General features: G+C 65.1%; 23 protein-coding genes. 12 read left to right on the top strand and 11 right to left on the bottom strand.

Features of this window, described 5'->3' with window-relative positions:
- The 4 genes from GGD63_RS03460 to GGD63_RS03445 all read right to left on the bottom strand — a co-directional run bounded on the left by GGD63_RS03460 (position 1) and on the right by GGD63_RS03445 (position 3,372).
- Entirely contained in the window at positions 1-822 is an 822-nt protein-coding gene (locus tag GGD63_RS03460) for a GNAT family N-acetyltransferase (protein WP_183239476.1), read from the bottom strand.
- Complete coding sequence (locus GGD63_RS03455) at positions 809-1,846, bottom strand: NAD(P)-dependent oxidoreductase (RefSeq protein WP_183239475.1); 1,038 nt, start codon at positions 1,844-1,846, stop codon at positions 809-811. Before GGD63_RS03455 ends, GGD63_RS03460 begins: the two co-directional genes overlap by 14 nt.
- A gap of 26 nt (positions 1,847-1,872) precedes the next feature.
- Positions 1,873-2,643, bottom strand: coding sequence for an ABC transporter permease (locus GGD63_RS03450; RefSeq protein ID WP_183239474.1), 771 nt, complete (start codon positions 2,641-2,643; stop codon positions 1,873-1,875).
- 81 nt (positions 2,644-2,724) lie between these two features.
- Positions 2,725-3,372 carry a TetR/AcrR family transcriptional regulator gene (locus GGD63_RS03445; RefSeq protein ID WP_183239473.1) on the bottom strand — a complete coding sequence of 216 codons (648 nt, stop codon included), beginning with the start codon at positions 3,370-3,372 and terminating at the stop codon, positions 2,725-2,727.
- A 100-nt stretch (positions 3,373-3,472) separates the two neighbouring features.
- Here GGD63_RS03445 and GGD63_RS03440 point away from each other — a divergent pair, with 100 nt between their 5' ends.
- The 5 genes from GGD63_RS03440 (at position 3,473) to GGD63_RS03420 (ending at position 6,928) form a co-directional block, all read left to right on the top strand.
- Entirely contained in the window at positions 3,473-4,477 is a 1,005-nt protein-coding gene (locus GGD63_RS03440; protein WP_183239472.1) for an ABC transporter substrate-binding protein, read from the top strand.
- Positions 4,478-4,759: 282 nt separating this feature from the next.
- Complete coding sequence (gene minC, locus GGD63_RS03435; protein WP_183239471.1) at positions 4,760-5,455, top strand: septum site-determining protein MinC; 696 nt, start codon at positions 4,760-4,762, stop codon at positions 5,453-5,455.
- 19 nt (positions 5,456-5,474) lie between these two features.
- Positions 5,475-6,290, top strand: coding sequence for a septum site-determining protein MinD (gene minD / locus GGD63_RS03430; RefSeq protein WP_183239470.1), 816 nt, complete (start codon positions 5,475-5,477; stop codon positions 6,288-6,290).
- A complete protein-coding gene (gene minE / locus GGD63_RS03425) occupies positions 6,287-6,568 on the top strand; it encodes a cell division topological specificity factor MinE (RefSeq protein ID WP_025035955.1) in 282 nt (93 codons plus the stop codon). Before minD ends, minE begins: the two co-directional genes overlap by 4 nt.
- A 174-nt stretch (positions 6,569-6,742) precedes the next feature.
- Positions 6,743-6,928: a hypothetical protein gene (locus GGD63_RS03420; protein WP_183239469.1), complete on the top strand. Its 186-nt coding sequence runs from the start codon at positions 6,743-6,745 to the stop codon at positions 6,926-6,928.
- A gap of 18 nt (positions 6,929-6,946) precedes the next feature.
- Here the strand turns inward: GGD63_RS03420 and GGD63_RS03415 are convergent, their stop codons facing one another.
- Both GGD63_RS03415 and GGD63_RS03410 read right to left on the bottom strand, forming a co-directional pair.
- Positions 6,947-7,198 (bottom strand): hypothetical protein, encoded by a 252-nt coding sequence (locus GGD63_RS03415; protein WP_183239468.1) that lies wholly within the window; start codon positions 7,196-7,198, stop codon positions 6,947-6,949.
- A gap of 102 nt (positions 7,199-7,300) precedes the next feature.
- Positions 7,301-7,693 carry a hypothetical protein gene (locus tag GGD63_RS03410; protein ID WP_183239467.1) on the bottom strand — a complete coding sequence of 131 codons (393 nt, stop codon included), beginning with the start codon at positions 7,691-7,693 and terminating at the stop codon, positions 7,301-7,303.
- Between the two features lie 130 nt (positions 7,694-7,823).
- On the opposite strand from GGD63_RS03410, the gene GGD63_RS03405 reads away from it, so the two are divergent.
- Complete coding sequence (locus GGD63_RS03405) at positions 7,824-8,615, top strand: SDR family NAD(P)-dependent oxidoreductase (RefSeq protein WP_183239466.1); 792 nt, start codon at positions 7,824-7,826, stop codon at positions 8,613-8,615.
- Positions 8,616-8,670: 55 nt separating this feature from the next.
- Here the strand turns inward: GGD63_RS03405 and GGD63_RS03400 are convergent, their stop codons facing one another.
- Together GGD63_RS03400 and GGD63_RS03395 are read right to left on the bottom strand one after the other, a co-directional pair.
- Positions 8,671-8,901, bottom strand: coding sequence for a DUF6894 family protein (locus tag GGD63_RS03400; RefSeq protein ID WP_183239465.1), 231 nt, complete (start codon positions 8,899-8,901; stop codon positions 8,671-8,673).
- Between the two features lie 378 nt (positions 8,902-9,279).
- A complete protein-coding gene (locus tag GGD63_RS03395) occupies positions 9,280-10,332 on the bottom strand; it encodes a hypothetical protein (protein WP_183239464.1) in 1,053 nt (350 codons plus the stop codon).
- 328 nt (positions 10,333-10,660) lie between these two features.
- Between GGD63_RS03395 and GGD63_RS03390 the strand changes: the two genes are divergently transcribed.
- Positions 10,661-11,257: a L,D-transpeptidase gene (locus tag GGD63_RS03390; protein ID WP_183239693.1), complete on the top strand. Its 597-nt coding sequence runs from the start codon at positions 10,661-10,663 to the stop codon at positions 11,255-11,257.
- 11 nt (positions 11,258-11,268) lie between these two features.
- Here the strand turns inward: GGD63_RS03390 and GGD63_RS03385 are convergent, their stop codons facing one another.
- Together GGD63_RS03385 and GGD63_RS03380 are read right to left on the bottom strand one after the other, a co-directional pair.
- Positions 11,269-11,703 (bottom strand): hypothetical protein, encoded by a 435-nt coding sequence (locus tag GGD63_RS03385; RefSeq protein ID WP_183239463.1) that lies wholly within the window; start codon positions 11,701-11,703, stop codon positions 11,269-11,271.
- A gap of 117 nt (positions 11,704-11,820) precedes the next feature.
- Complete coding sequence (locus GGD63_RS03380; RefSeq protein WP_183239462.1) at positions 11,821-12,276, bottom strand: MarR family winged helix-turn-helix transcriptional regulator; 456 nt, start codon at positions 12,274-12,276, stop codon at positions 11,821-11,823.
- Positions 12,277-12,378: 102 nt separating this feature from the next.
- On the opposite strand from GGD63_RS03380, the gene GGD63_RS03375 reads away from it, so the two are divergent.
- The 3 genes from GGD63_RS03375 to GGD63_RS03365 all read left to right on the top strand — a co-directional run bounded on the left by GGD63_RS03375 (position 12,379) and on the right by GGD63_RS03365 (position 16,006).
- The gene (locus tag GGD63_RS03375; protein WP_183239461.1) at positions 12,379-14,301 is read left to right on the top strand and encodes an FAD-binding monooxygenase; all 1,923 of its coding nucleotides are present in this window, start codon (positions 12,379-12,381) and stop codon (positions 14,299-14,301) included.
- Between the two features lie 152 nt (positions 14,302-14,453).
- On the top strand, positions 14,454-15,557 hold the full coding sequence (locus tag GGD63_RS03370) for an SH3 domain-containing protein (protein WP_183239460.1): 1,104 nt from the start codon (positions 14,454-14,456) through the stop codon (positions 15,555-15,557).
- Between the two features lie 170 nt (positions 15,558-15,727).
- Entirely contained in the window at positions 15,728-16,006 is a 279-nt protein-coding gene (locus GGD63_RS03365; protein WP_183239459.1) for a hypothetical protein, read from the top strand.
- Positions 16,007-16,025: 19 nt separating this feature from the next.
- On the opposite strand, the gene GGD63_RS03360 is transcribed toward GGD63_RS03365, so the two are convergent.
- Positions 16,026-16,301, bottom strand: a complete 276-nt coding sequence (locus GGD63_RS03360; protein ID WP_183239458.1) for a DUF3551 domain-containing protein — start codon at positions 16,299-16,301, stop codon at positions 16,026-16,028.
- Between the two features lie 111 nt (positions 16,302-16,412).
- On the opposite strand from GGD63_RS03360, the gene GGD63_RS03355 reads away from it, so the two are divergent.
- The gene (locus GGD63_RS03355; protein ID WP_080137812.1) at positions 16,413-16,619 is read left to right on the top strand and encodes a hypothetical protein; all 207 of its coding nucleotides are present in this window, start codon (positions 16,413-16,415) and stop codon (positions 16,617-16,619) included.
- A gap of 132 nt (positions 16,620-16,751) precedes the next feature.
- Positions 16,752-17,072: a hypothetical protein gene (locus GGD63_RS03350; protein ID WP_183239692.1), complete on the top strand. Its 321-nt coding sequence runs from the start codon at positions 16,752-16,754 to the stop codon at positions 17,070-17,072.

Below are 17,072 nucleotides of genomic sequence, written 5' to 3'. Positions count from 1 at the left end.
CTATCCGAATTCGGGGCCGGCGACGGCGAAGGGCAGTTCCGCACCGGCGGAGGTGGCGGGGCCGAACCGCATGCGCTGGAAAGGACGCTCGATGGTCCAGCCCGAGGCGGTCAATCCCTCCAGGAACGCAGCCTGCGACGCGACGGCATCAATCAGAAGCGGGCTGGTCTCGGAGCGTGCGATCGCGTGAACCAGGGCCAACGCTTCGGCGGCATGATCGGCGAACAGGGGCCCGATATGGCGTGCGGTCCGGCCGTCGCGGACCAGAGCAATGGCGCCATTCGCGGCGACGATACGCGAGCCGGAGCGCTGTGCGAAGGCGGAGAGGAGGGCGGTGCGATCAAAGCCGGTGGCGCGGCGATCCCGTGCACGAAGCGCATCGATGGTAGCAGATGACGACGGCGGGGCTTCGGCTCGCCCAGGCTCCGCCAGCTTCAGCCGGCGCAATTGCAGCGTCGGTGTAAACCCGAGCGGCCCATAGACGGCGGCACCATCAGGCGTGGCGTCGAGCCAGCTGGTCAGGCCGTTCTTGCGCGCAGTTTCCAGGCAGGCATCGACAAGTCGGGTGGCGAAGCCGCGGCGGCGATGGGTGGCCGACACCAGCACCATACTGATCCAGGCGTTGTTGCCGGAATAGGGCAGTAGCGCCGCGGTTGCGACCAGTCGCATGCCGTCGCGAATGCCGAATACGATCCCGTCGCGCAGGAAAATGCGCCAGTCCTCTTCGGTCTGGTTCCAGTGCGCTTCCGTCGACAGCGCGAGCCCGGGGATCGCGTCGTTGGCGCCAAGCTTGAGGATGGGCGGATCGTCAGTAACGGCCATCGCGCACCTCGTATTTGGTGGGCTTGCCGAGGCTCGGCATGGCGCGGGACACCCAATCCGCGGTCCAGGCGATCAGCTGCTCGGTGTCGACGATAGGCAGCCCGAACAGCTCGACGGCTTTCGAGGTGTCGGTGAGCCATGCGGTCGGCTCCTCGGTGCCGGTCAGCACCGGTGCGCGGCCGAAGCGGGCGCCGAATTTTTGCGCGAGATCGCGCACGGCGAGGATCTCGTGGCCGCTGACGTTGATCGGCGAGGTCGGCGCGGTGCAATGCGCGAGGCACCGCAGCGCTTGCGCCGAGGCGTCGCCCTGCCAGATGAAATTGACATGACTGATGCTGACGTCGATTGGCGTGCCGCTGAGCACTTTCGTGGCGATGTCGTGCAGCACGCCGTAGCGCATGTCGATCGCGTAATTGAGCCGGAACAGCCGGCCCGGCGTTCCAAATTTGCGCGAGAAATATTCGAACATGCGCTCGCGGCCGACGCAGGACTGGGCGTATTCGCCGGGCGGATTTGGCGCCATGTCTTCGGTCGAGCCCTTGCCGTCGACGGGCACGAAGGGATAGACGCACCCGGTCGAGAACGCGACGATCCGCGAGGAGGGGAAGGCCTGCGCGACCAGCGCCGGCACATGCGCGTTCATCGCCCAGGTCAGCGACAGATCGCCCTCGGCGCCGAATTTGCGGCCGGCCATGAAGATGACGTTCGGTGCCTTCGGCAGCGCGTGAATTGCGGCCTCATCCATCAGGTCGCAATTGATGGTCTCGACGCCGCGGGCGTGGAGCCGTTCCTTGACGGCAGGATCGCTGAAGCGCGCGACGCCGATGACGCGGCGATCCGGCGCGGCCGCTTTGGCCAGCCCGGCCAGCGTCGGACCCATCTTGCCGGCGACGCCGAGGATCATGATGTCGCCCTCGACCTTGGCGAGGTCGTCGATCAGCGCCTGGGTCGGCCGGCACAGCAGATCGTCGAGGGCTGCGATATCAGGAATCGTCTTCGGCAGCGTCTGGCGGGTGAGGAGCATGGTTCTATCCTTCAAGTCTGCCATTCTTAGGTTTGTCTTGCATCGCCCACGACGAACATGCGTTCGAGGGCGAGCACGAGGCCGTAGAGGGCAACGCCGAGCAGCGTCAGCAGCACCACGGCCATCACCATCGCGGGTGTGTCGAGCGAGGACTGCACCTGGATCATGAGGTAGCCGAGCCCGCGCTCGGAGGCGATGAACTCGCCGACGATGGCGCCGGCGACGGCAAGGATGGCGCCGACCTTCATGCCGGAGAACACGTAAGGCAGTGATCCCGGCAGCTGGATCTTGCGGAACAGCGTCCAGCGCGAACCGCGCAGCGATTTGACGAGGTCGAGCAGATCGGGCTCGACCTCGCGCAGCCCGCGCGCGGTCGTGAGCAGGATCGGAAAGAAGCAGATGCTGAAGGCGATCAGGATGTTCGGAACGATGCCGTAGGAGAACCAGACGATGAAGAGCGGCCCGAGCGCGACCTTCGGGATCATGTTCAGCGTCACGAACAGCGGCAGCAAGACCAGGCTCAGCAGCGGCGCCCAGCTGAAGATCACCGCGAGCGCGACGCCGACGAAGGCGCCGAGCGCAAAACCGCCGAGGATCTCGGCCGCTGTGACCAGCGTGTTGGCGCCCCAGGCGTAGCTCGCGGTCCCCAGCGTCTGCACCGTCGCGAGCGGAGAGGGCAGGATGAATTTCGGGACGTGGAAGGCGTCGACCAGGACCTGCCACAGCACGAGCACGGCGAGATGCACGATCAGGATGATCGCAAAGCTGCGTGCGGTGCGTGCCCCGTCGGCTGCCACGGTCTGCTCCCTGTTGTCGCGGCCTCTCCGCCACGGCGTCAGCCTAACCGGCCCCGAGCCAAGTTTCAACCAGTTGGTTGATTAGGGCCGGAGCGACTGCAGCACCAGATCGACCACATGCCGGCGCCGGGCGCGGCGCTGGGCGCGGCTCGACAGGTCTTTGCCGAAGATCGCCGACAGCGTCGGCGTGTTGGAGAAGAAGAAATAGCTGAGGCCTGCGATCGAGATATAGAGCTGGACGGGGTCGATCCCTTTGCGGAAAAGTCCGCTGCGCACGCCTTCATGCAGGATGTGGGAGACGCTTTTGACCAGCGGTGAATGCATTGCCTCCAGCCGGGTGGAACCGCGGACATGGCGGGCGCCGCCGCGGTTCTCGTCGTTCAGAAGCACGATGAAATCAGGGTGTGCCGCGAGGTGATCGAACGAGGCCTCGATCAGCCGGCGGATCGCCTTGTCCGGCGGCAGGCCCTCGAGATTGAGCTTTCGCTCCTGCTCGCGGATGTCCTCATAGACCCATTCGAGCACGGCGAGGTAGAGCGCGTCCTTGTCGCCGAAATAGTGATAGACAAGCTGCTTGTTGACGCCGGCGCGCTCGGCGATCTCGTCGACGCGGGCACCGGCCAGGCCGTGCCGGGCAAATTCCTGGCGGGCGGCGGTGAGCAGCTTCTTGCGGGTGGCGACGGGATCGCGCCGCTGCGGCACGGTGTCGCCAGATCGTTTTGCGGGCATTTCCAACCAAACAGTTGACAAGCGGGAGGCGGACTTGTTGCATTGGTATCCTCACAAGGGGAGAGCGACAAGCCGGGTCGCTGGCAATGAGGAGGATGCGATGAAGCGTTTTCAGGCGGCTGTTGTGGCCTTGATGCTCGGTCTGCCGGCAGCGCCCGCAAGTGCGGGCGAGGCGGTCAACCTGATCCTGAACTGGACGCCGACCGCCGATCACTCGCCCTATTATTATGCCAAGGCGCAGGGCTGGTACGAGAAGGCCGGCATCGACCTCACCATCGAGACCGGCAAGGGCTCCGGCGTCTCCGCCGCCAAGGTCGGCTCCGGCGGCTCGCCGTTCGGCGTCGCCGATCTCGCCACCATGCTGGTGGCCAAGAGCAAGGGCGCCGACACCGTCGCGGTGATGAGCGTTTATGCCAATACCGGCCAGACCTTCTACTGGCTGAAGAGCTATGGCGTGAACGGGGTGAAGGATTTCGCCGGCCACAAGATCGGCAATCCGCCGGGCGACGCCTCGCGCGTGATGTGGCCGGCCTTCGCCAAGGCCGCAGGCCTTGCGCCCGATGCCGTCGGCTTCGTCAATGTCGGGCCGACCGCGAAGATCGCGGCGTTGAAGAGCCATACCGTCGACATCATCAGCGACTTCTACAACGAGCACGATCTCAAGGTGATCGAGTTCGGGGGAGATCTCGGCTACGTCAACTGGAAGGACATCGGCCTCAATCCTTACGGCAATTCGCTGATCGTCAACGGCGCCTACCTGCAGAAGAACCCGAAGCTGGTCGAGGAGTTCGTCCGCGTCACGCAGAAGGCCTTTGCGGCCTGCGTCGCCGATGCCGCGCCGTGCCTGAAGGCGCTGCTCGACCAGGTCTCCGGCCTCGACAGGGAGAATCAGGAGCGGCAGTGGGAGCGCATCAAGTTTTTGATGACCGACGAGTTCACCACCACCAAGGGGCTCGGCTGGATCGACGGCGAGCGGATGAAGAAGGACTACGAGCTGGTCCAGACCTATCTCGGCATGGAGAAGCCGTTCGACGTGACCACGGCGTTCACGACGAAGATGCTGGATACCGGCATCAAGATGGATGCGAGCAAGGTGAAGAAGTAGGGGGCGCCCGCCCCATGCGCGGTGTCATGCCCCGGCTTGACCGGGGCATCCAGTACGCCGCGGCCTTTCGACTGACCCACAACCGTCTCGGAGTACTGGATCGCCCGCCTTCGCGGGCGATGACAGCGTTATGCTCGGCGAGAACATCCGCCCAACGCGCCCGCCCAGCTCGCCAGTCAGCCCGAGCCCCCAGCCCACGTAACCCCACGGAGAAATTAACCGGCTGTTAACCACATCCGCCGCATCGTTAACCATTCAATAACAGGGAACGAGTCGGCCGCCATGGAGGCTGCAGCAAAAGTCCAACGCCAGATGGTGCGCCTGCGCGGGCGCTCCTATGTCGCCTTCGTGTTCGTGCCGACGGTTCCGATCCAGGACTGGCTCCAGGAGATCGACGCCACCATCGCGCGGTCGCCGGGCTTCTTTGCCGGCCGGCCCGTGGTGATCGACCTGTCCTCGGTCGATCTCAGCCAGGCCGGCATCGGCCATCTGCTCACCAGCCTGCAGGATCGCAACATCCGCGTGCTCGGCATCGAGGGCGTCGACGAGGGAAGGCTGACCCCGATGATGCCGCCGCTGCTCTCGGGCGGGCGCAGCTGCGTGGTCGAGCCGAGTGCACCGAAGAAGGTCGAGAAAGCCGAGACCAAGCCGACCTCGCTGCTGCTCGATGCCCCCGTGCGCTCGGGCCAGACCGTGATCTTCCCTGAAGGCGACGTCACCATTTTGGGCTCCGTCGGCTCCGGCGCCGAGGTCGTCGCCGGCGGTTCCATCCACATCTACGGCGCGCTGCGCGGACGCGCCATGGCCGGCGTGAACGGTCACACGAGCGCGCGCATCTATTGCCAGAGGATCGAGGCCGAACTGCTTGCAATCGATGGGTTTTATCAGACCGCCGACGATATCGACGCCGCCCTGCGCGGCCGGCCGGCCCAGGCCTGGCTGCAAGGCAACACCATGCGAATTACCGCGCTGAACTGACCAGAAGGAGATTTTTGAGATGGCCAAGGTACTGGTCGTGACATCAGGCAAGGGCGGGGTCGGCAAGACCACGACGACCGCCGCGCTGGGAGCCGCCCTGGCGCAACGCGGCGACAAGGTCGTCGTCGTCGATTTCGACGTCGGCTTGCGCAACCTCGACCTCGTGATGGGCGCCGAGCGCCGCGTCGTGTTCGACCTCATCAACGTGGTGCAGGGCGTGGCAAAGCTGCCCCAGGCGCTGATCAAGGACAAGCGGCTGGAGAACCTCTGGCTGTTGCCGGCTTCACAAACCCGCGACAAGGATGCGCTGACGGAAGAGGGCGTCGGCAAGGTTATCGCCGACCTGCGCACCCGTTTCGACTGGGTGATCTGCGACAGCCCGGCCGGCATCGAGCGCGGCGCCTCCATGGCGATGCGCTTTGCGGATGAGGCCGTGATCGTCACCAATCCGGAAGTCTCCTCGGTGCGCGATTCCGACCGCATCATCGGCATGCTCGATTCCAAGACCGTGCGGGCCGAGAAGGGCGAGCGGGTCGAGAAGCACATTCTCATCACCCGCTACGATCCCTCCCGCGCCGCGCGCGGCGAGATGCTGACCATCGACGACATCCTCGAGATCCTGGCCACGCCCTTGCTCGGCATCATTCCCGAGAGCCAGGACGTGTTGAAGGCCTCCAACGTCGGCACGCCGGTGACCCTGTCGAACGCGGATGGAGCGCCGGCGCGGGCCTATATGGATGCGGCCAAGCGCCTCTGCGGCGAGAACGTGACAATGCATGTTCCTGCCGAGCGCAGAGGTCTGATGGATCGTCTGCTGCGACGGAGGGCTGCATGAGCATGGGTCTGCTTCGACTTCTCCGCGGCAAGAAGGCCTCGGCACCCGTCGCTCGCGAACGGCTGCAGATCCTGCTTGCCCATGAGCGCGGAATGCGCGGCCAGCCCGATCTGCTCGGTGTGCTGCGTGAGGAAATTCTCGCCGTCGTGTCCAGGCATGTGACGCTGGACCCGACCAAGGTCATCGTCCGGCTCGAGCGCGGCGACGAGGTTTCGACCCTGGAGGTCGATATCGAGGTGCCCAACGACTTCGAGCGCAAGAAAGTGGCGGTCGCGTAGGGGACGCGGCCGACGACCCGCAGCTTTGGGGTGGGTGAGAAGGCGGTCCGCCGGGCATGGCGGGCCGCCTTTGTCATGTGTGCGGGTCTGGACGGAACGGGGCGCGGGACTCGATCGTTTTAGGACATACCGGGGGCGATCGAGCGAACCCCCGTGGCAAACGGGAGAGCGCCCATGATGTCCGAGGTCCAGGTCCATACCGTTGCGCGGCAGATGCTCGAACAGCACGGTTTTGCTGCGATTGCGAAGGCCGCGGAGCAGGCGCAGGCCTGCGAGGGTCGCGGCGAGGCCGATGAGGCCAAGGAATGGCGCCACATTGAGGACGCCATGAAGATCATTCGCGGGCCGCACCAGAGCTGACCGCGGCAACCGGAGCGCTTAGCGCTCCCCGCGCTCCGTTCCCTGTGCAGGGGCGCGGTGTTGCGTCTGCGGCTGCCCGCGTTCGCCGGTTTCTTTGCAGGGAAGCTGCTCCCACGTTCCGTCCGGCGCCTGCTGATAGGCGCTGCAGGACGATGACGAGGTCGACTTCTCCTCGCCTTTCTGGGCGTCGGAATTCTTTGCCAGTGCCGGGGCAGTCAGCACGGCGCTCGCCGCGAGCGTGCCGGCGAAGATGAGACGAGTGATCCGCATGCGGTTCTCCTGTGCGAAGAGGCCCGCATGCTGGCGAGGAATGTGACGTTTATTGGCCGGAGCGGAGTTTCCCGGCGGCGTGATTAACGCCGCCAGATACCGCTAGCCGCCCTTGCTGCGGATCAGGCCGGCGAGGTTGGTCTTCTGCGCCTCGCACCAGCCGGGCATGCCGAGACGGCGCTGGTCCATATCGGTCGCCTGTGTCGCGACCGCGACCTCGGCCATCAAATCGTCGTCCTGCTTCTCGCCCATCTTGCCGCCGGTGTGCATCCAGGCGATCGCCTTGCGCACCTTCTCGGTGGTGCCGTCGGGCAGCTGCATCTGCTGCGCCTTCTGCACGAGGTCCTGATAGACGAGATCGGTGCCGGGACATTCGACCTTGGCGGCGAAGGCCTGCAGGACCATCGTCACATAGGTCGCCCGCGGCGGCGCGTCGGCCGCCTGTGCCGGCGCGGCGAGCAGCAACAGGCCCGTCATCAGAAAACCATAGCGCATCCCTGGTACCTCCTCGATTTTTCGGGGAGGCTAGCGTCCGGCGCGCCGCTCCGCAATGGTGACGGGGCGCAATTGTCGCGCCGCGTCGCGCTGCGCTATCGTGGCGGGCACCCTGGCCCCGGAGAGCGACATGAGCCTGTTCAGCGCGCCGTTCGATCCCGCAACCGACACGGCGCTCGTCACCGGCGCGGGCAACGGCATCGGCCGCGCGATCGCGCAGGCCCTGGTCGGCGAGGGCGTCCGAACCGTGTTTGCCGATATCAGCGCGGATCGGGTGAGTGCCGCGATCAGCGCGAGCGAAAGGCCCGAACTCGCCGTGCCCTGGATTGGCGATCTCGCAAGGCTCGACGCCTGCGATGCGCTGCTTGCAGCCTCGCATGCTGCGCTGGGCGAGGTGACGCATTTCGTCCACAGCGCCTCGCCGCCGCGGCGCGAGGCCGATCACGCGCTCGCGGTCGATCGCAGGACCTGGCAGGAGATGCACGCCGTCAATCTCGATGCCGGCTTTCATCTGGCGCGCGGACTCGCAAAGCGGCTGACCGCAGCGAAGCGGCCCGGCTCGTTTCTGTTCCTCACCTCGCTGCATGCGGGCACGCCGCGCAACCTGCCGCATTACTCGACGGCGAAGGCGGGCATGGCGATGCTGGTGAAGGAGCTGGCGAAGACCTTCGGGCGGAACAACATCCGCGTCAACGCGCTGGTGCCGGGTGCAATCGCAGCGGGCGGGTTCGTTGCGGACGCCTCCCTGGCGAGACACATTCCGCTCGGGCGTCTCGGCGAGGCAAATGACCTTGCGCCGATGGCGCTCACGGTGTTGTCGGACAAGCTCTCAGGTTACGTCACCGGCGCAGCCTTCGTCGTCGACGGCGGGCTGTCGCTGACGAACTGGTTCGAAGCGCCGGTGCTGGACACTCTTTTTTGACGCGTTTTCTTTACGCGAACCGGCGTCCACTTCGCTCGAATACGCTATGGTCTAGCTAGCGCTGCCAGGCCGGCACGGGATCGAGCGGCGTGCGATAGACCTCTTTGTGATCGCGATCGGTGACGCGCACCGCGCAACCTTTCTGCTGCAGCTCCGGCTTCACCTGCGACAGCTCGCATGCGAGCTGATCGGCGCGATCGGAGGCAACCTCGATGTCTTCGAGGATGATTCCGCCCTGGTTCTTGAACTCTTCACCAACCACAAGATCGAAGGAGTAGTACGGCATCCGAAGTCCCCCGGTGTGACGACCAAGTCTCAGTTGCAAGTCTTGAAAACAAGTCTTCAACGGAAGTCCCGACACATCTCGGATGGTATCACTGAGTCGATCTTTATCGAATGAACAAGCCGCACAATCTCTGTGCCTATGGCGCAGAAATGATGTGCAATACGCGAGCCCGTTAAGATTTTATTAAATATGTTAACGCGATCATGAGGCATGGAATTGCAACAGAACCGGGCTCCGGGAACCGGGAGTTGCAAGAGAAGGCCGGCGGCATAAATCCCGACGGCCTTTTCTCATGATGGATGACGATCAAAACATCGTCTCCGTAGTTGCCCGGACTCAACGCATCTCGTCGACTCGGACAGCGTTCGCGACGTTGTTCTAACGTAGCGGCATCGGCGGACGCACGACAGGTCCATCGTCATCGGCAACCGCCTGCGTCGTGGTGACCGGCGGAGCTGGCGGCGGGACCGCGGCCGCTTGCGACGGTGCCGGCGGCGCGGGCGCATAAGCCGGCATATAGGTCTGCGTCACCGCTGGCTTCGGCTTGCGAACCGGCGGCGGCGTTTGAGCCGGAGCGCGCGGCGGCAGCGCGGACACGCGTGCGTGCGGATCGACGGGCGGCTTCGCTTCGACGATCGGCTTCGGTGCAGGCGGCTTCGCCATCTCGCGGGCCATCTGCTCCTGTCCGGCCTTCAGCTCGGCGATGTTGGCCTTGAGCTGCTCGATCTGCTGCGCCATGGCCGCGAGATCGCGCGTCATCGATTGTACCGACTGCGTTGCCTCGGTCTGTGTTGCCGCGGGCGCGGCGGCTGCAACCTGAGCTGCAGGAGCTGCAGGTGGACTCGCAGGTTGATCGGCCGCAGCTTGCGCCACAGGTTGATCGATCGGTTGATCCATTGTGGCTTGCGCCGCGGACGGGACCGGCTGCGCGGCGGCGACTGGTGCCGTTTGCGAAGTCGAAGGCAGCAGCGAGGTCAATACCGGTGTCCACTCGGCGATCATGCGCCTCGCGGTATCGCCGTGCTTCTCCCAGGCAACCGTGGCGGCCGCGCTGCCGCCGGCAAACAGGAATGTGACGAAGGCGCCGCGCAGCCACCTGCCGGCAGCGGAACGCCTGGGCCGGCTGGGACCATCGCCGGGCGCGAGGCGCACCTCGGTATCGACCGAGGGCACCGCCGTGGGCGGCTCCGAGACAGGACTGAACTTCGGCTCAGGACTGAATTTCGGCTCGGAATTGATTTTGGGCTCCGGCGCGAATTTCGGCTCGGGGCGCGGCGTGATGTCAGGGGCCAGCGCCGGCGCCACGCTGATGGGGCGGGAGACCGCGACGATCTCGGGCGAGATCTGAATCGCGTCGTGGGGGTCGTTGTCCTTGACCGTGTCCTTCACGATCTCATCGACGATTTGCTTGCTGTTCAGCGTTGCGAGCATCGCAGCTCCTTAGAAGCCTTCGCCGCTCGCATTGGCGCGAGCCGATCTGTTGAGGTGAGCCCGTCACGGGCAGATGACGCACGAGTCCAGCCGGGTTTGACCAAAGCAAGGCGAGGGGATGGAGATCATGCGACGCTCTTCCGCCGTTTGTGGTGATGGAACCCGGTTCAACAAACACGCGCAATTGTTCCACACTGCCTTGTTTTCAGCACGATTTGGGCAGCATCTACCAATGCTGGGGGTGCTGCGATCCGCTATCGGGGGGCCGGCGGTGCCAAGATCTGTTCTCGCTTTCTTCGTCGTTGCCTTGCTTCCGCTCGGCGGCTGCATGCAGACGACACTTTCGCCATCGACCGACGCGAGCATGACGCCGCGCGATCGCCAGTTGCTTGCACACACGCCTTACGCCCAGGCCAACGTGCCCGAGCAATATCTGCGGCACATCGTCGATTATCCGCGCAAGGAGCAACCGGGCACGATCCTGGTCGATACCGACGCGCGCTATCTCTATTTCGTGCTGCCCGACGGCAAGGCGATCCGCTACGGCGTCGCGGTCGGTGAGGAGGCGATGGCCTTCTCCGGCGTTGCGCGCGTCGGCCGCCTGGCGGAATGGCCCGACTGGGTGCCGACGGCGGACATCCAGGCGCGGCTTGGGCCGTATCCGGCGCGCGTTCCCGGTGGTCCCGCCAATCCGCTGGGCGCGCGGGGCATCTATCTCTTTGTCGGCAACAAGGACACGCTCTACCGCATCCACGGCACCAACCAGCCCGAATATATCGGGCAGGCGATCTCGTCGGGCTGCATCCGAATGCGCAACGAGGACGTGATCGATCTCTATGACCGCGTGAAGCTCAATTCGACCGTTGTGGTGCTGCCGCCCGGGCAGAACGCGCAGGCCGGACCAGGCGCGCGCTGGCGCGGATAAGCGCGCGTTTCCTAGTTCTCAGGCCGCGCGATGTGCCACTGCAGGGTCGTGGCGGTGCCGTTGGCGTCGCCCGGCGACCTGTCGGCCGGCGAGGTGTAGAGCGGGCGGTAGCGATACGCCCACATCTTGCTGCCGTCGTTGCGGTTGATCACGGTGAAGTCGCCGATCGCCTTGGCATCGGCGGTTGCGGACAGGGGCACCCAGCTCTCGATGCACTTGCCGTTGCAGTTCGAGCTCTTGCCGGTCGTGTCGCGCTCGTAAGTGTAGAGCGTCATGCCCTTGAGATCGACGAGCTTGGGGCCCTCCTTGGTCAGGACCACCTTGGCCGGTGCGGTCGTCGCCTCGGGTTTGGGCGGAGGAGGGGCATCGCCGCCGCCATGGCCGTTCGCGCGCGCAGGGACGGTCGAGAGTGCGATGGCCGCCGCGACGATGATGAACCTGGACATCCAAAACTCCGGAACGGCAAAGTTAATCGCGCGTTAAGCGCCGAATGGTGCCGACGGTAGCAGCCGAAGGTTAGTTCCAGGTTTCGCCGCACTGCGACGAGTACGCACAAAATAGGCCTATTCGCGCAGCGGGGCACGGCTGAGCTCGTTGCCGGCGGCGATCGCCTTGCGCAAGAGCCGCATCAACTCCTCGCCTTCCTTCGCGCTAAGGCCGCGCAGCATGATGCGCTGTGCGGACTCAACCGCCGGCGTGATCTTGCGCAGCGTGCGCCGCCCCTCGTCGGTGATCTCGAGCTCGCGGGCTCGGCGGTCGCGGGGACTGGCACGGCGCTCGATGAGACCCTTCTGCACCAGGCGATCGATCACGCCCGTGATGGTGGTGCGGTCGTAGGCGATCAGGCCTGCGAGCGTCACCTGGTCGAGCCCTGGATTGGCCTTGATGGTCGCGAGCGCGGCGTATTGCACCGGCGTAAGATCGAAGCCGGCATCGCCGACCTCGGCCAGGAACACCGCGACCGCGATCTGCTGGAACCGGCGCGCCAGATGCCCGGGCATGTCGTTGTTGTCTTTCACCGAATTCTCCTTGAGGGCAGCAACGGTGCGGATCATTGACAAGTATACTGATAGTCAGTATACTGAGCAATATTGAAGAAGACGTTGACGGGAGAGGTGCTCATGCAATTCCATCTGAATGGATTTCAGCCGGGCGACCCCGAGATCGCCGATCCCGCCGAGCGCGTTCAGCCTCCCGGCGCTTCGGGCGCGCTGCCTGCCGAGGTCGATGTCCTCATCGTCGGCTGCGGGCCCGCCGGCCTCACGCTCGCCGCCCAGCTTGCGCAATTTCCTGACATCAAGACCTGCATCGTCGAGCAGAAGCCGGGCCGCCTGCTGGTCGGGCAGGCCGACGGCATCGCCTGCCGCACCATGGAGATGTTCCACGCCTACGGCTTCAGCGAGCGTGTGCTGAAGGAGGCCTATTGGGTCAACGAGACGACGTTCTGGAAGCCGGACGAGCGCATGCCGGAGACAATCGTCCGCAGCGGAAGGGTGCAGGACGTCGAGGACGGGCTGTCTGAATTCCCGCATGTCATCCTCAACCAGGCGCGCATCCATGACGGCTTTCTCGACGTCATGCGCAAGGCGCCCGCCAAGCTCGAGCCCTATTACAGCCGCCGCTTGATCGACCTCGAGGTCGATCAGTCCTCAGCTCCCGCCGACCATCCCGTGACCGTGCGGCTCGAACGCGTCGATGCCGGCAGCGAAGGCAAGGTCGAGACCATCAGGGCGCGGTATGTCGTCGGCTGCGACGGCGCGCGCAGCACGGTGCGCAAATCGATCGGCCGCGAGCTGCACGGCGATTCCGCCAACCACGCCTGGGGCGTGATGGACGTGCTGGCGGTGACCGATTTTCCCGACATCCGCTTCAAGTCCCTGATCCAGTCGGCGAAGGACGGCAGCCTGCTGATCATTCCGCGCGAAGGCGGCTACATGGTTCGCATCTATGTCGAGCTCGCCAAGCTCGATGTCGGCGAGCGCGTTGCCAATCGCAACATCACCGCCGACGACGTGATCGCGAAAGCGCAGAGGATCCTGAAGCCGCATACGCTTGACGTGAAGGAGATCGCCTGGTGGTCGGTCTACGAGATCGGCCAGCGCCTGACCGACAAGTTCGACGACGTGCCGGAGGCTGAGATCGCAAGCCGCCAGCCGCGCATCTTCATCGCCGGCGATGCCTGTCATACTCACAGCCCGAAGGCGGGGCAGGGCATGAACGTCTCGATGCAGGACGCCTTCAATCTCGGCTGGAAGCTCGCCGCCGTTATCCGCAAGCAATGCGGGCCGAGTCTGCTGCATTCCTATTCGGTGGAGCGGCAGGCGGTTGCGAAGGAGTTGATTGATTTCGATCGCGAATGGGCCGGGATTCTCGCTTCAGCCGCCAAGGCCGGCGGAGCGGATGCGGCCAGGACGCAGGACTATTTCGTCCGGCACGGCCGCTACACGGCCGGTACCGCGACGCATTACAAGCCCTCGGTGCTCACCGGCGCGGCGTCGCATCAGCATCTCGCGCAGGGCCTCGTGATCGGCAAGCGCTTCCATTCCGCGCCGGTGATCCGCCTTGCGGATGCCAAGCCGGTGCACCTCGGTCACGCCGCGCAGGCCGACGGCCGCTTCCGCATCTACGCGTTCTCGCCCGCTGAGAATCCCGCCGCGTCCGGCTCGGCCATTCGTGCCTTGTGCAATTTTCTCGCTGAATCCCGGAAATCTCCAATCCGGCGATACACGCCCAGAAGCGGCGACATCGACGGCGTGATCGATGTGCGCGCGGTTTTTCAGCAGGATCATCGCGAGCTCGCCATCGAGGCGATGCCGCCGATGTTGCTCCCAAGCAAAGGCCGTTACGGCTTGTATGACTACGAAAAGATGTTCTGTCCGGATCTCAAGAGCGGCCAGGACGTCTTCGCCATGCGCGGCATCGATCGCAAGACCGGTTGCATGGTCGTGGTGCGGCCCGACCAGTATGTCGCGAGCGTGCTGCCGATCGACGATTTTGCCGGGCTCGCCGCGTACTTCGACGCCTTCATGCTGCCGGTGAACTGACGCCGAAAGCGTTACGCGCGCCGTGCCGATGAACGGCGGATGAATATTGAACTCCGCGCGTGGCGCGCTCTCAATCTTTCGGCTGCTGCGCCGATCATAGGCGGAACGCTCGTTCCGCCTGCGCGTTCCGTCTGGCAGAGGAGGAACACGCCATGAGACTCAGAAGCATTTTGGTTGCAGCATTGCTGCTTGCCCCGACGGCCGCGCTGGCCGCGCCGGGCATCGTCACCGTCTCGACCGGCATGCGCGCCGGTCCAGGCTCCGGCTTTCCCCTGGTCGATCGCATCCCCGGGGGAGCCCGTGTCAACATCCATGGCTGCCTGCGCGGCAACGCCTGGTGCGACGTGAGCTTCTCCGACGATCGCGGCTGGGTGTCGTCGCAATATCTCGAATATCTCTACCGCAATCACTACGTCTATCTCCCCGACTATGTCGACGTGATCGACGTGCCTGTCGTCCCGTTCGTGCTGACCTCGTATTGGTCGAGCTACTATGTGGGGCGGCCCTGGTATCACCGTCACGCCTACTGGAATAGTTATTGGACCTCGCATCAGCGCTTCGCGACGCAGATGACGATCGACCCGGGTGCAGCCCGTATCGGTCGTGCGGCGACGCGTGATGCGGCGATCGCACTGGAACGCGAGGGCGTGCGTGGCAAGGGGGCCGCCGCGATCTCCGGACGTGACGCCAGGACCTCACGGCACGATGCCGCGATTGCGACGCGCGACGCTGCAATCGCAAAGCGCGACGCTGCGATCACGAAGCGTGACGCCGCGATCACGAAGCGTGACGCCGCGATCACGGCAAAGCGTGACGCCGCGATCGCCAAGCGCGACGCTGCGATCACGAAACGCGACGCTGCGGTTGCCGCCGACCGGACGCGTGCCGGACGGAGCGAGCGCATCGCGCATGAGCGGACCAGCGTGCAGACTCGCAATCCGCGCGATGCTCAGGCACGCATGATGCACGAACAGGCCGCGAGCCGCGCCGCGGTGCGTGCCCAGCCGACGCCACGTGCGCATGAAGCACCGCGTGTGTCGGCTGCACCTGCCGCACGGCCCGCGACGCCACATGTCGCGCAGCCGAATGTGAGCCACGGTGCCCCGATGAATGCCCGTGCGCAGATGCCGGCGCCGCGTGCCGCTGCGCCTGCAACGCCGCACGGCGGTGGCGGCGGCGCTCCGCACATCAATGCCGCGCCACGTGGTGGCGGTGGCCCGGCCGGCGGCCCCGGCGGCGGTCACGAGAAGCACTAGCAGTGCCTAACGAAAGCCCGGCCCTCGCGCCGGGCTTTCTGCTGATCTGATCCGGGTTCCGTGCGCGTACAATTTAAGAAAGTTCTTCGCGGGCAGATTTCATCGATCGTAAGATGTGTACCCAAAGATGCAAGCATCCACTCGGGGCAGCGGGGCACGGGAGGATGACGATGAGACAGAGCCAGGCGGAGACGCGCCGCCAAAATGTCGCGAAGCGGTCGATGACCAAAGAGGCCAAGCAGCTGGCCGGCCTGATCGCCGGACTGCGCAAATCCCTCGATGGGATTCACAAGGAGCGGATGAGCAAGAAGCTGACCGGTGCCGAGATGGGCATGCTCGACGAGCGCCGTAACAATTTGCTGCTCACCATCGCAGCCCTCGACGACCGTCTCTCGGCGGTGCAGGGGCTGATCGATCTCGGCCGTCCCCACATCATCCGTGTCCACTGATCGGGGTGCGGACTTAAGGCTATCGGTTTCGTCGCGGCGGCGACGAGGCCAGGCCTTGCTGCCTGCTCTGGGTGGCATAGGGATTGGCGTAGCACTGCGCGGACTGGCCTGAGGCTGTCGCGGCGCACTGCGCGATCGTCGTAAAACTGCAATCGATAGTGCTGCCGTCGATGGTGTAGACCTCGATGCAGACGGGATAGCGCGGATCGTAGGTCTGCGCCGCTGCCGGCGCGCCGGTCAAAGCGATGCCAAGCAAGCCTGCGACAAGCTGAATCGCATTCATGGTCGGGCGCATGATCAACCTCCGTCGGCCCGCCGGAGCCAGGCACAATGCTGCCTGCGGATGGCACCAAATTGCCACGCTCCCGGCGAATTGCCGCCAAAGCCCGCTGCCACGAGGGGGCGGGTGCAAGGCAACGCAAGGGGATGCGCATTGGCCTATAAAATGGTCGCAGAACGCGACAATGAGAAGTACAGTTTCGCCCGCGAGAGCCGGCTGCTCATCGTGGCGAAGGCAAAGGTGTGGGCGAGCGAGGGCTGGCGGGTCGTCATCACCGACCAGGACGGCAAGGCCTACGCGCCGCCCGAATTCGATCAGTTGCTGGCGGCGTGACCGCAGGACGGGAACTCTGGATTTTTGACGCGTTTTCTTGATGCGAACCGGTCTCCACTTCGCTTGAAAACGCTCTGGGGGGCGACATTGATATCGCTATTCCGACCGGGGCGCGGCCTGATCGCGCCCCTGATGATTCTTGCCGCGGCCGCCGCACTGACGGCGACGGTTGCCTCCGCGCAAAATCTCGATGCGGGCAAGTCGCCCGAAAAGCTGTTTGCCGACGGCTGCGCGACCTGCCACCGCAGCCCGCGCGGCCTTGCCAAGGGACGCTTCAGCCTGACGCTGTCCTGGTTCCTGAAGGACCATTACGCAACCAGTTCCGACTCCGCCAAGGCGCTCGCCGCGTATCTGGAGTCCGTCGATGCGCCGCCGCCGCGACCCGCGACCAAGCCTGGCACAAAGCCGTCCAAGTCCGCGCCACGTCCGCCCAAGCCCGTGACCGCGCAATAG

Origin of the sequence: Bradyrhizobium sp. cir1, from assembly GCF_014198245.1 — a bacterium.
Taxonomy (GTDB): Bacteria; Pseudomonadota; Alphaproteobacteria; order Rhizobiales; family Xanthobacteraceae; genus Bradyrhizobium.
This window is presented reverse-complemented; position numbering and strand designations above follow the sequence as displayed.

Excerpts from the sequence above, each read along its gene's own strand:
- GGD63_RS03460 (WP_183239476.1), bottom strand. The coding sequence starts at position 822 with ATGGCCGTTACTGACGATCCGCCCATCCTCAAGCTTGGCGCCAACGAC.
- GGD63_RS03455 (WP_183239475.1), bottom strand. The coding sequence starts at position 1,846 with ATGCTCCTCACCCGCCAGACGCTGCCGAAGACGATTCCTGATATCGCA.
- GGD63_RS03445 (WP_183239473.1), bottom strand. The coding sequence starts at position 3,372 with ATGCCCGCAAAACGATCTGGCGACACCGTGCCGCAGCGGCGCGATCCC.
- GGD63_RS03440 (WP_183239472.1), top strand. The coding sequence starts at position 3,473 with ATGAAGCGTTTTCAGGCGGCTGTTGTGGCCTTGATGCTCGGTCTGCCG.
- minC (WP_183239471.1), top strand. The coding sequence starts at position 4,760 with ATGGAGGCTGCAGCAAAAGTCCAACGCCAGATGGTGCGCCTGCGCGGG.
- minD (WP_183239470.1), top strand. The coding sequence starts at position 5,475 with ATGGCCAAGGTACTGGTCGTGACATCAGGCAAGGGCGGGGTCGGCAAG.
- minE (WP_025035955.1), top strand. The coding sequence starts at position 6,287 with ATGAGCATGGGTCTGCTTCGACTTCTCCGCGGCAAGAAGGCCTCGGCA.
- GGD63_RS03420 (WP_183239469.1), top strand. The coding sequence starts at position 6,743 with ATGATGTCCGAGGTCCAGGTCCATACCGTTGCGCGGCAGATGCTCGAA.
- GGD63_RS03415 (WP_183239468.1), bottom strand. The coding sequence starts at position 7,198 with ATGCGGATCACTCGTCTCATCTTCGCCGGCACGCTCGCGGCGAGCGCC.
- GGD63_RS03410 (WP_183239467.1), bottom strand. The coding sequence starts at position 7,693 with ATGCGCTATGGTTTTCTGATGACGGGCCTGTTGCTGCTCGCCGCGCCG.
- GGD63_RS03405 (WP_183239466.1), top strand. The coding sequence starts at position 7,824 with ATGAGCCTGTTCAGCGCGCCGTTCGATCCCGCAACCGACACGGCGCTC.
- GGD63_RS03400 (WP_183239465.1), bottom strand. The coding sequence starts at position 8,901 with ATGCCGTACTACTCCTTCGATCTTGTGGTTGGTGAAGAGTTCAAGAAC.
- GGD63_RS03395 (WP_183239464.1), bottom strand. The coding sequence starts at position 10,332 with ATGCTCGCAACGCTGAACAGCAAGCAAATCGTCGATGAGATCGTGAAG.
- GGD63_RS03390 (WP_183239693.1), top strand. The coding sequence starts at position 10,661 with ATGCAGACGACACTTTCGCCATCGACCGACGCGAGCATGACGCCGCGC.
- GGD63_RS03385 (WP_183239463.1), bottom strand. The coding sequence starts at position 11,703 with ATGTCCAGGTTCATCATCGTCGCGGCGGCCATCGCACTCTCGACCGTC.
- GGD63_RS03375 (WP_183239461.1), top strand. The coding sequence starts at position 12,379 with ATGCAATTCCATCTGAATGGATTTCAGCCGGGCGACCCCGAGATCGCC.
- GGD63_RS03370 (WP_183239460.1), top strand. The coding sequence starts at position 14,454 with ATGAGACTCAGAAGCATTTTGGTTGCAGCATTGCTGCTTGCCCCGACG.
- GGD63_RS03365 (WP_183239459.1), top strand. The coding sequence starts at position 15,728 with ATGAGACAGAGCCAGGCGGAGACGCGCCGCCAAAATGTCGCGAAGCGG.
- GGD63_RS03360 (WP_183239458.1), bottom strand. The coding sequence starts at position 16,301 with ATGCGCCCGACCATGAATGCGATTCAGCTTGTCGCAGGCTTGCTTGGC.
- GGD63_RS03350 (WP_183239692.1), top strand. The coding sequence starts at position 16,752 with ATGATTCTTGCCGCGGCCGCCGCACTGACGGCGACGGTTGCCTCCGCG.